Source organism: Pseudomonas anatoliensis, assembly GCF_017976235.1.
Lineage (GTDB): Bacteria > Pseudomonadota > Gammaproteobacteria > Pseudomonadales > Pseudomonadaceae > Aquipseudomonas > Aquipseudomonas anatoliensis.
The window spans coordinates 120427-132413 of sequence record NZ_JACVHC010000002.1; the positions used below are offsets into that span (position 1 = coordinate 120427).

Sequence of the window (11987 nt, forward strand, 5' to 3'; positions counted from 1 at the left end):
TGACTGAAAACCCCTGGCCCAGGCGAGGGGTTTTTTGTTTCTTGTGCCTGAAAACTGTCAGACGGGCAGTCGGCTCTGCAGTTTCATTCCTATTTCTGTCAGGCGCTGGGATAACGCTGCGATATCAGGAAACAATACGCCAGTGATCCGAGGCAGGGTGTGGCTCCAGACATACACCTGGCCGTCCGCTGTCTGATTCACCGGTGTTCGGACGATGTTGCCTGAACTGTTGCGGCGTATGAGTGTGTAATTGTTGTGCGACTTATCAAGCACGTACATGCCGTTGCGGTGCAGCAGCCGATCCAGTGTTTGCTCCGTCCAGGTGACTGGCGGTGCTTCGATTTGCAGGCGCAGGTCAGCTAGCAGGTAGTCGAATGAGTCGCGGGTGCTCGCGCCATTGTCAAAGGGGCCGCGAGCGATCTCGACGCCCGGGTCGATGCCCACGCCAGCCCCTTCTGAGGGGAAGGTTTCTTCTATCCGTAAACCGATGCCGCCTGTGAGCTCGCTGATGCCTGGCAGGTTTCTGAAGTTATTGGTGTTCTGGGCATCGATCAGCGCGATCCATTTACCCGGCCCGTTAGCAGCATTGTCACCCCCAATGATCAGCGACATCAGGTTCGTGTGCATCATTTGCTCCTCAATCGAGGTCAGCGATACCTTCGCTTTGTAAGTTGCCGCGCAATCGAGGCTTTGAATCCGGATGCCATTGGCCTGGGCAGCCTTGACCAGTTCCAGCATGTTGAACGCCTCGTTCGGGTCGGTTCCAAGGCTGGTCAGGTAAATGCGTAAATCTGCGGACATTTGTCCGGTGGTGTGAAATTTGTTCAGATCAACCTGCGCGAAATCATTGAGCAGGCCACGCACGTAGAGGGTCTTGGCATGGCGTGCGAACGTGGGCATGTTTTCGATCATGAAGCGCATGCTGGTGATGCGATCAAGCGTTTCGCCGACTGCCAGACCGTCGGTTTGTTCAAAGATGCGATCAATGAGTACGTCGGTCTGCATTGAGGGGGTGACCTCGGACACGGTCGAACGTACAGGCAGGTTGCTCCAGTCCAGCTCCGCGTATAACGACCGGGCCTCATTCAGAAGTAGTGTGCGTCTGTGGGCGAATTGGGTCTCATACACGTTGTCGACCGTTCCACTGCTTCCAGCCTCGGCAGCTACGCCGGCGGCATCGTCAGGCAAGTTCATCGCCCACTTTCTAAGGTTGGTCACGTCCGCACCGTACGCGTCGTAGTTCGTAAGCACACGGCGCAGAGGGCGGGGAGACGGCGCGGGCGGCGGCGGCAACAACGCGTCTGGCGATGGTTCTGGCGCGGGGGCCGATGAGGGCGCATGCGGCTTACAGGTGCCGACGCATTGACCGCCTCCTTTGAGTCGCAGCGCAGGCATGCGCTCCCACTTGCCGCTGGCACTGAAGCGAACCGGCAAGGAGAATGCGAACTGGCTGGGCCGCTCTGGATCGACGATTGCCCAATTGCCACTGTCCTCGGAGGCATTGAAATAGCGCACGTAGTACGGGTTGCCATCGAGATTGATGGCATAGCCTGGCTCCGTATTGAGGCGGTAAATGCCCTGGAACTTCCCCGGTGCGGTCTCGGCACGAAGGTTTTCGAGCACCGCGTCGCATTGATATCTGGCAGGAACCTTCAGTGCAGAGGGCTGTGGCGTGGCGGGGGCGGGGAGCACTTCGAGATTGGGGGAAACGGGTGTGGCCTCAGCAGATGTTCCGCTTGCCGTCTCGCCGGCCCCGGTTTCAGTCACCAACACCTGCGGCTTATCAAGCGGTGGCAGGAAGGGCTCGTTCGCCGCGGTAAGCTCGATCAACCCGGCCATCTCTTCAGCCTCCAAAAACTCTACCTGCGGGCCCACTTCAAGTAGCTCGCCGGAGCCGATCAGGAACGGCACATTGAACACCGCCTCGATGCCGTTGAGCACCGCCCCGAGGGTGCCGACCCTGCGCTCGGCGGCAGTCCTGCCGTTGACTGCCAGATCGATGTTCAGGCCCATATTGACGATCCCGGCGCCAATCACTGGCAATGCCAGCGGCCAGCCCACGGTCGCCATCGGCCCGAATACCTTGAGGCCGGCGCTCAAGTAGCCCATCCAGAGTTTTTTGCGCAGGTCACTGTTGGAGATGAGCGCCAGATTGGCTTCGGCAAACATGGCGTTGCGGGTCGAATTGCATAGCCAGGTGAGCGCGTCACCGCTGATCGCGACGTTGCTATGGTTGATTATCCGATGATCACTGTGTCCCCAGCCGCTCACCAGACGATTCATCAGGTCGGTCAATTTTTCGGTCATGCTGTTGCGGTCGGCCAGCGGGAAACGGCTCAGGAAAATCTTGCGCTTGCCCTCGGAGTTCATCTGATCAAGCACCCACCAGTGCAGATCCGCTTCATTCGCCATCACCCGAAAAGCCTGGGCTTCGCCCGGTAAATAGAGGATTTGCCGGCCACTGTCCTCAACCAGACGCAGCACATGGATGGCTACATGACCATCGAGATTCAATGCGCGGACGTTGCTGCTGGCCGGGTGCGTCGCTTGCAGCGTTTGCAGGGTGACCGGCCAGGTGATGGTGCCTATCACCGAGTCGACGACGCGTTGAAAATCATTGCTGTTCAGGTGCCCCTGTTTCAGTGCTTGCACCGCCAGTTCGAGAAAACTGCACCGCGCCAGCGTGCGGAAATTATCCGCCGAAGATTGCCAGAACGTTGTCAGTTGACGGGTGTAGCGCGTGCTGAAATCGATGCTCCAGAACTCATTCAGAACATCACTGCCCCGCAGGCGTACTTCGTTGCGCTGATCGAAGCTTTCGGCGTCCGGGCCATCCGAGTAGAAACCGCAGTAGAGCGCCAGCAGATCCGCATTGTCCTGATCTGTTGCGCGAAAACGATGGATCACCAGTTGAGTGAGGGTCAACGATTCGTAGGGCTTTTCCTTCTGGTGTTCCCAGCCGGTAAAGGTTAAAGCGCTGCTTTGCGCTGTCCTGAAGCGGTGGAAATAAACCCGGTCCGGATCGGTGCCCGAGAGTCCTTTATCGGTCAGCAGTTGACTGGCAGTCTCTCGGGCCGCCTCCTGCAGGCCGGGACAAACCAGAACGAGTGTTGTAGCGATTGCCTTGAGGCTGGCCTTGTCTGCTGCGTTTGGCAGCAGGCGGCGTTCGGGGGCGTTCATGTACTTCTCCATCCATGGGGAAAACAGTGACGCAAACCCCGGGCTCAAGCCTGGGGTTTGCGGTGTCTGGCATCGGTGTCAGTCGGGTAGGCGGCTCTGCAGCGTCAGACCCATTGCGGTCAGGCGTTGCGACAGTTCCTTGATGTTGGCGAATCGGACGTCGTTGACCTTTGGCCATCCAGGGCGATGCAGGGAAACGCCATCATCAGCCAGTTGCGTCACGCGTGTGCGCACGAGCACCCCTTGCTTGCTGCGGTGCAGCAAAGTGCAGGTGTCCTCGATCTTTATGAACATGAACATGCCACGTCGGTGTAGCAGATTCTCCAGCGTGTCGTTATTCCAGATCACGGGCTCTGCCGGCATTCGCAGGCGCAGATCGGCGCGAAGTACGTCGTTATTGACAGGTGCTGCAGCGTCATCGGAAAACGCCCCCTGACGCACTTCCACGCCCGGATCGACATCGACCACCATGGGCGTTCCCGTCCCCGTTTCCTCGATGCGCAAACCGATGCCGCCCTTGATTTCGCTGAGACCGTCCAGCCCCCTGAACGTGTTGGTATTCTGCGCGCCGGTCAGCACTATCCATTTTCCAGGGCTGTTGATGTAGGCGTCACTCCTCATGACGTTATTGGCCAGAAACGTACCAATCATTTGCTCGTCGTAGGGCGAAGAAGGCGACTTCATCTTGTAGCTCGCCGCGCAATCGATGCCCTGTACCCGCACGCCGTTTTCCCTGGCCACCCTGACCAGTTCCAGAGCGTTGAAACGTCCCGTCGAATCAGTGCCCAGACTTGTCAGGTAGGTTCGCAGATCCGCCGACAGGGTCCCGCTGTTGAAGTAACGGTTCAGGTCCACTTGCGCGAAGTCACTGAGTACGCCGCGCATATAAAGGGTGTTGGCATGGCGGGCAAGTGCCGGCATGTTTTCGATCATGAAACGCATGCTGGTGATACGGTCGAGGGTTTCGCCCACCACCAGGCCGTGTGCCGATTCAAAGATACGGTCGACCAGTTCGGCGATCGACATTTGTGCATTTAAGGTGATTGCCGGGCGCGCAGGCGAGGTGATCCACGGAAGTTCGTTGAAGAATTGTCTGGCAGCGACCTGCAGCGATTCAAGCCTGCCTGCTGCATATCGCTCGAAAGGATCCTCCATGCCAAAAGCACCGTCGGCGGTGGGTGTCAGTTCTGCGTGGGTTTCATTCAGGTTCAGTGCCCAGGCTTTTATCGAGCGGCGCACTGTCGGGTCGATATCGTAGGCAGAGGGCACAATCTGCAACCGGCGTGCTCGCGGACTTTGTGCTTCGACTTGTGGTTGCGGCGCGGCGGTTTCGGTGGCTTCGGTGGTCACGGTGGTTTCGGTGGTCTCGACGCTTTCGAGCTCGATATCGGGGGCGCATGGTTTGCCCATGCATTGGCCACCGCCCCTCAGGCGCAGCGCTGGCATGCGCTCCCACGCGCCTTCGGCGTTCAAGCGAACCGGTAGGGAATGGACAAACTGGTTGGGCCGCTCCGGGTCAACGATAGCCCAGTAACCTCCCTCGTTCGGATCGCCGAAATAGCGCACGTAGTAGGGGTTGTCATTCATCAGGATGGCGAAAGGCGGATCGCTGTCGAGTCGAAAAATATTCTTGAATTGTCCCGCCGAATTGTCTGCGTCCAGTCCGTCGAGCAGCTCATTGCACATGTATTTGTCAGGAATCGGCGGCGGTGCTGCATGCTCTGCAGGCGTCAATCTTGGGGTTTCCAGCGCTGGCTCGATGACGTCTGGCTCTTCGACAACGCTACTCTGCGTCGGCTCGATGAGCGGGTCCGACGGCTCAAGTGCCAAATCGTCGCCGCCAAGCTCGGCCATTTCCGCGGCCTCGGAGGACTCCACCTGAACGCCAACTTCCAGCATCGAGCCAGAGCCCTTCAGAAAGGGGATATTCAACAGCGCGTCGATGCCGCTCATTACCGCACCGAGTACCCCGGCCTTGCGATCACTGGCGGTTTTGCCATTGACCGCCTGATCGATATTCAGACCCATGCTGGCGATGCTGGCGCCAATCACGGGCAGAGCAACCGGCCAGCCTACAGCGGCCATCGGGCCAAATACCTTGAGGCCGGCGCTCAGGTAGCCGATCCAGAGTTTTTTGCGCAAGTCACGGTTGGACGTCAGGGACAGGCTGGCTTCGGCAAACATTGCGGTGCGAGTCGACTCGCCTAGCCAGCGAAATGCATCACCGCTGATCTCGCGGTCCTGCTGATTGATCAGGTGATGATCGGCGCGGCCCCAGGTGCCGACCAGTTGGTTCATCAAGTGGGTAAGACCCTCGGTCATCTGCTGACGATCTGCCAGTGCGAAGTGGCTGAGCAGCGCTTCTCGCCGGGTTGCCTCGTTCATCTGCTCGAGCACCCACCAGTGCATGACAGCCGGGGTTTGCATAACGACAAACGCTGGCGCCGCGCCCGGCAGATAAATGATCTGCCGCCCGTCAGAAGCGACGATGCGCAGGAGATTGCTGGCGACATGCCCGGCGATATCGAAAGCGCGCACATCACTGCTCGCGTCGTGGGGCGATTGCAGCATGGCCAGTGTCACCGGCCAGGTGACAGGTCCGATGACCGCGCCGACGATCCACTGAAAATCGCTTCCGCTCAGCTGCTTGAGCTCAAGTGCCTGCACCGCAAGGCTGAGAAAGTTGCACTTGGCCAACGTGCGAAAATCATCCGCGTGTGTGCTCCAGAAGGCGGTCAGCTTATTGTCGTAGTGCGAGCTGAAATCAATATCCCAGAAGTCTTTGAGCACCTCGTTGCCATGCAGGCGCACTTCATTGCGGTGGTCGAAATATTCCGCCTCGGGCCCGCCGGTATAGAAACCGTCATAGAGGTCTAGAAGGTCGGCATTGTCCTGATCAGTTGCGCGAAAGCGATGAATCACCAATTGGGTCAGCGTCAGCGATTCGTAGGGCTTTTCGCCGGCATGCTCCCAGCCAGTAAACGACTGGCTACTGCTCTGCGCAGTTTTGAAGCGGTGAAAATAAACCCGATCCGGGTCGACGCCTGGAATGCCCTTGCGCACCAGCAATTCGCTGGCGACTTGATGCGCCGTGTCGTACAGGCCCGGACACGTTTGCACGACGGCCGCGGCAATGATTTTGAGAGTGGCTTTGTCTGCCGCGTTCGGCAGTGGACGTGGTTCAACAGCGTTCATGCGTTCACCTTCCTTGAGAAACGAACGCCGAGCATGGGCGATTCGCTCAAGAGGGGTGCACTACCTGTATACCGCACATCGCTGTGCGTAACGTGTGCCGGTCAGCGCCGTGCCACGTCGGAGAAGTAAAACTTGTCCAGGGTGTGCCGTGATTCGGTGTACTCGAACTGACGGCCGTCCTGAAGGAAAGTCTGGTTGCTGACGACGATCACATGGCTCTGGCCGTCGAGGTCCAGGTGCAATTGGTCATCCTTGCTGCGCGGTACCGCTTCGATGGTGCGTTGGGCGTAGGCGATCTGGAGCTGCAGGGTCTGTTCGATGTAGGCGTAGATCGACTGCTCGGCGATGTCCAGGGACAGGCCGGGAATGACCGCGCTGACGAAATGGTTGATGTCGAGAATCACCCGTTTACCGTCGATTCGCCGCACGCGCATGACTCGCGTGATGGACGTGCCGGGTTCGGCATTGATGTGCTCGAGCAGCGCACCTTCGAGCGGTATTTGCGTCAGTTCGACCACCTCGGTGCTGACGTCGTTGCCCAGTCGCGGGTAGGTTTCCTGGAAACTGACGATGCCCCCCAGTTGAAACTCGATCGGATTGGTCGACAGTACGAACGTGCCTTTGCCATGGATTTTCTGCGCAAAACCGCGCTCCTGAAGCTGTTCGATGGCCTTGCGCACAGTGCCGCGGCTGGCCTGATAGCTGTCCATCAGCTCAGTCTCTGAAGGCAGACGGGCGCCGCGTTCGAGGCGTTCGGTCGTGATGCTGGCCAGCAGATCGCTATAGATCTGGTTGTATTTGCTCATGGTTAGGCTCTGTGCCGGCTCTGCTCAAAGCTTCGAACCTTAAGGGCAGGGTAGGGCTTTGTCCATGTAGGGAATGGAAATCGCCCAAGGATAAGGTAGGAAAATTCTTCAACGGTCTGGCGGGACTATACAAAAACAAACTCGTCTGTACGAGTTGTTGCAATAACTCGTACAGACGAGTACTTTTCGCTTCGACGTGCTGCCAATAACAAAAATCCACAGCGGAAGACTTAGCATGAGCCACGATTACCCGAAGATCGCCAGCGAGCTACTGAAATGCCTTGGCGGTAACGACAATCTCGAGCAGGCCGCACATTGCGTCACGCGTTTGCGCCTGGCCTTGAAGAATCCCGGCCTGGTCGACAATGCCGCGCTGAACCAGATCGATCTGGTCAAAGGCTCGTTCTTCACCGGCGGTCTTTATCAGGTGGTGATCGGTCCGGGCGAAGTGGAAAAGGTCTACGCCCAATTGCGCCGCCAGACCGGCCTCGCCGCATCGACCATCGCCGACGTCAAACAGAAAAGCGCCGAGAAGATCAACGCCATGCAGCGTCTGGTGCGGGTGTTTTCCGACGTGTTCATGCCGATTCTGCCGGCGCTGATCGTTGCCGGTTTGCTGATGGGTATCAACAACCTGATCGGCGCCAAAGGCATGTTTATCGAAGGTCAGACTCTGCTGGATGCCTATCCCAAACTCGAGGGGCTGTGGAGCCTGATCAACCTGATGGCCAACACCGCGTTCGTGTTCTTGCCGGCGTTGGTGGGATGGTCGGCGGCCAAGCGTTTTGGCGGCAGTGAGATTCTCGGCATCGTACTCGGCCTGATGCTGGTTCACCCGGATCTGCTCAACGCCTAGAACTATGGCAAGGCCGTGGCCGGTCTGGACGGTCAGCAGATGCCGTACTTCGACATCCTCGGACTGTTCCAGGTAGAGAAAGTCGGTTATCAGGGACAGATCCTGCCGATATTACTGGCCGCTTACGTGATGAGCGTCATCGAAAAATGGTTGCGGGCGCGCGTGCCCAACGCAGTGCAATTGCTGGTGGTGCCGATCACCACGATTGTCGTCACGGGCGTTCTGGCGCTGGCGGTAATCGGACCTGTAACCCGCCATATCGGCATCTACATCACCGAGGGCGTGGTCATGCTGTTCGATCTGGCACCGATGGTCGGCGGGGCGATTTTCGGACTGCTGTATGCGCCACTGGTGATCACTGGAATGCACCACATGTTTCTCGCAGTCGATCTGCAACTGATCTCGACTCAGGGCGGCACCTTCATCTGGCCGATGATCGTCATGTCCAACCTCGCTCAAGGCAGCGCTGCGTTGGCGGTGTTCTATATGACGCGCAATGCGCGCGACAAAAGCATGGCTTCGACCTCAGCGATTTCCGCGTATTTCGGTATCACCGAACCCGCCATGTTCGGGGTCAATCTGCGTTACAAATTTCCGTTCTACGCCGCGCTGACCGGTTCGGCGCTGGGCTGCATCTTCCTGTCGCTGAACAAGATTCAGGCTTCGGCCATTGGCGTCGGCGGCTTGCCCGGGTTTATCTCGATCATTCCGCAGTTCATTCCGATGTTCGTGATCGGGATGATCATCGCCATGGTGGTGCCGTTTGTTCTGACCTGTGCGCTGAGCATGAAAATTGTCCGCCCCGGCTATCGGGTCGCCTGATATCGACCTGTAGGCGCTGCCGCAGGCTGCGATCTTTTGATGTTGTTTTTTTGAAAGCCAAAGTCAACAGATCGCAGCCTTCGGCAGCTCCTACAGGGGGCGCAGGGTTTGGCGGTTTATAAAATCAAGAGGGAAATGCGCCATGCAAGACTGGCAACGTTCGGTGATCTACCAGATCTACCCGAAGAGTTTTCACAGCCACGCCGGTAACCCGACAGGTGATTTGCTCGGCGTCGTGGCCAAGCTCGATTACCTGCAATGGCTGGGTGTTGATTGCTTGTGGATCACGCCTTTCCTGCGCTCGCCGCAACGTGACAACGGCTATGACATCAGCGACTACTACGCGGTTGATCCCAGCTACGGCAGCATGGCCGACTGCGAGTTGCTGATCGCCGAGGCGGGCAAGCGCGGGATCAAGCTGATGCTCGACATCGTGGTCAATCACACCTCGATCGAACACGTCTGGTTTCAGCAGGCGCGCAGCAGCCTTGATAACCCCTACCGCGACTTCTATATCTGGCGCGACCAGCCGAACAACTGGCAGTCCAAGTTCGGCGGTTCGGCCTGGGAGTACGAGGCCCAGACCGGTCAGTACTACCTGCATCTGTTCGACCATACCCAGGCTGACCTGAATTGGGACAACCCCAAGGTACGCGCCGAAGTCTTCAAAATGATGCGCTTCTGGCGGGACAAGGGCGTGGGTGGTTTCAGGCTGGACGTGATCAATCTGATTTCCAAGCCTGCGGACTTTGCCGAGGACGACAGCGACGGCCGACGCTTTTACACCGACGGGCCGAACGTCCATGAGTACTTGCAGCAGATGCACCGTGAGGTTTTCGCAGGACACGACCTGATCAACGTCGGCGAGATGTCATCCACCAGCCTCGAACACTGCATTCGTTACTCCAATCCGCAGTCGCAAGAACTGTCGATGACCTTCAACTTTCATCACCTGAAAGTCGATTATCCAAACCTGGAAAAGTGGGTTCGCGCCGATTTCGATTTCCTCCAGCTCAAGCAGATTCTGTCCGACTGGCAGACCGGCATGCAGGCCGGTGGTGGCTGGAATGCGCTGTTCTGGTGTAACCACGATCAACCTCGGGTGGTCTCGCGGTTCGGCCATGACGGTGAGTATCGGGAGCTCTCGGCGAAAATGCTCGGTACCGCGCTGCACTTTCTGCAGGGCACGCCGTTCGTGTATCAGGGCGAAGAGCTGGGCATGACCAATCCGGGTTTCGAGCGTATCGATCAGTACCGCGATGTCGAAACGCTGAACATCTTTCGGCTCAAACGTGAAGCAGGCACCAGCGACATCGACAACATGGCAGCGATCATGCAGAAGTCCCGTGACAACGGTCGTACGCCGATGCATTGGGACGCGGAACAGCATGCTGGTTTCAGCCGCGTCGAACCGTGGATCGGGGTGCCGGCCAATGCCGCCCGGATCAACGTCGCCCACCAGCTCGATGACCCGGAGTCCGTGCTGCATCACTACCGTCGACTGATCGCGTTGCGGCGCACAGAGGCATTGATTACGGACGGCGTCTATCGACAGCTGTTGCCCGAGCACCAACAAGTCTGGGTTTACCTGCGTGAAGGCGTGGGCGAACGTCTGCTGATCGTGAACAACTTCTACGCGACACCGTGTGAAATCGAACTGCCGATAGAGATCGATGAGACGCAGAACCAGCGACTACTGATCAGTAATTACCCGGACTGTCCGCCACGCAATCGACAGGTGAGTTTGCGACCTTATGAATCGTTCGTTCTGCACCTGATCGATCCCTGATCCCTAACTAAAAAACCGACGTTTGAAAAAACACGCAGAGCACTGCGCGGGGAGTTTTGCGCGCCGAATTCATGGAAACACACAATAAAAATAATGGGGTGGCTTATGAAAATAACAATAAATCGCAGCCTGGCAGTCGCAGGTTTATGCCTTGCGTTACCACAGACATCACAGGCGCTGGAGTTCGGCGGTTACTTGCGCAGTGGCATTGGCAACGCGACCAAGGGCGGTAGCCAATCGTGTTTCCAGTTGCCGGGGGCGCAGACCAAATACCGCTTGGGCAACGAATGCGAGCAGTACGGCGAGCTTGAGTTGCGCCAGGATTTGTACACCCTCGACGATGGCTCGGTATTCAGCGTCGATGGCATGGTCTCGCTGTACAACCGCTACAACCACAGCCTCACGTTCAATGAAGACAACGGCTCGGTGCGTCTGCCGCAGGCCTATGCACAGTGGTCGAACATGCCCGCGCTCAATGGCGGTTCGCTCTGGGCCGGTCGCCGTTACTACAAACGTAATGACATCCACATTTCCGATTTCTACTACTGGAACCAGAGCGCTACCGGTGGCGGGATCGAGGACGTGCTGATTGGTGATCTGAAATACAGCTACGCCTTCGCGCGCAAAGACAACCTTTATCAAAAGGACTACATCAACCGGCACGACTTCAACGTCGCCGGTTTCGCTACCAATCCCGGCGGCGAGCTTGAGTTTGGCTTGAGCTACATCGACAAACCCGACAGCCGTGATGCGCACCGGGGCTGGGCGATCACCACGCAGCATGTGCAGAAGGACTTTCTCGGTGGAAAAAACAAACTGGCCTTCCAGTACGGCGAAGGGCCCGGCACCGGACTGGGCTACACCGGTAACGTCAAACTGGACGACAGCAATAAAAGTTATCGGATCGTCGAGTTTTTCGACTGGCAACTGACGCCGCGTTTTGGCGGGCAAATAGAGGCGGTGTATCAAAAAGACATTCGTCCGGACGGCGCTGACCAGAACTGGATGTCGCTGGGCATGCGTCCGACCTATGCGCTTACCGAACAATTCAAACTGGTCACCGAACTGGGTCATGATCAAGTCGATGCACCGGGTGGCACGCGCAAGCTGAGCAAATTCACCATTGCGCCGACATGGTCACCTAAAGGCCCGGAATTCTGGGCGCGCCCCGAGGTGCGTCTGTATTACACCTATGCCAGCTGGAACGAGGCAGCCAAACGGGCGGCCAATGAATTGGCCCAAGGGTCGGCGCTGTCCGATACCGGCGCTTTCGGTACCGCACGTCACGGTGCGAACGTTGGATTGCAGGTCGAATACTGGTGGAAATAAGCGATGCTGG

General features: G+C 57.9%; 5 protein-coding genes and 1 pseudogene. 3 read left to right on the plus strand and 3 right to left on the minus strand.

What is annotated here, in order from left to right; all coding sequences use genetic code 11:
• Positions 1-57: 57 nt before the first annotated feature.
• The 3 genes from ICA16_RS06085 to treR form a co-directional block, all read right to left on the minus strand.
• On the minus strand, positions 58-3180 hold the full coding sequence (locus tag ICA16_RS06085; protein ID WP_210700221.1) for a membrane-targeted effector domain-containing toxin: 3123 nt from the start codon (positions 3178-3180) through the stop codon (positions 58-60).
• A 78-nt stretch (positions 3181-3258) separates the two neighbouring features.
• Positions 3259-6375: a membrane-targeted effector domain-containing toxin gene (locus ICA16_RS06090; protein ID WP_210700222.1), complete on the minus strand. Its 3117-nt coding sequence runs from the start codon at positions 6373-6375 to the stop codon at positions 3259-3261.
• A 101-nt stretch (positions 6376-6476) separates the two neighbouring features.
• Complete coding sequence (treR, locus tag ICA16_RS06095) at positions 6477-7181, minus strand: trehalose operon repressor (protein ID WP_210700223.1); 705 nt, start codon at positions 7179-7181, stop codon at positions 6477-6479.
• A gap of 235 nt (positions 7182-7416) precedes the next feature.
• On the opposite strand from treR, the pseudogene treP reads away from it, so the two are divergent.
• The 3 genes and pseudogenes from treP (at position 7417) to ICA16_RS06110 (ending at position 11977) form a co-directional block, all read left to right on the plus strand.
• A pseudogene (gene treP, locus ICA16_RS06100) lies at positions 7417-8859 on the plus strand (PTS system trehalose-specific EIIBC component).
• A 142-nt stretch (positions 8860-9001) separates the two neighbouring features.
• Positions 9002-10648 (plus strand): alpha,alpha-phosphotrehalase, encoded by a 1647-nt coding sequence (gene treC / locus ICA16_RS06105; protein WP_210700224.1) that lies wholly within the window; start codon positions 9002-9004, stop codon positions 10646-10648.
• 105 nt (positions 10649-10753) lie between these two features.
• Positions 10754-11977 (plus strand): maltoporin, encoded by a 1224-nt coding sequence (locus tag ICA16_RS06110; RefSeq protein ID WP_210700225.1) that lies wholly within the window; start codon positions 10754-10756, stop codon positions 11975-11977.
• The last annotated feature ends 10 nt before the right edge of the window (positions 11978-11987 follow it).

Excerpts from the sequence above, each read along its gene's own strand:
- ICA16_RS06085 (WP_210700221.1), bottom strand. The coding sequence starts at position 3,180 with ATGAACGCCCCCGAACGCCGCCTGCTGCCAAACGCAGCAGACAAGGCC.
- ICA16_RS06090 (WP_210700222.1), bottom strand. The coding sequence starts at position 6,375 with ATGAACGCTGTTGAACCACGTCCACTGCCGAACGCGGCAGACAAAGCC.
- treR (WP_210700223.1), bottom strand. The coding sequence starts at position 7,181 with ATGAGCAAATACAACCAGATCTATAGCGATCTGCTGGCCAGCATCACG.
- treC (WP_210700224.1), top strand. The coding sequence starts at position 9,002 with ATGCAAGACTGGCAACGTTCGGTGATCTACCAGATCTACCCGAAGAGT.
- ICA16_RS06110 (WP_210700225.1), top strand. The coding sequence starts at position 10,754 with ATGAAAATAACAATAAATCGCAGCCTGGCAGTCGCAGGTTTATGCCTT.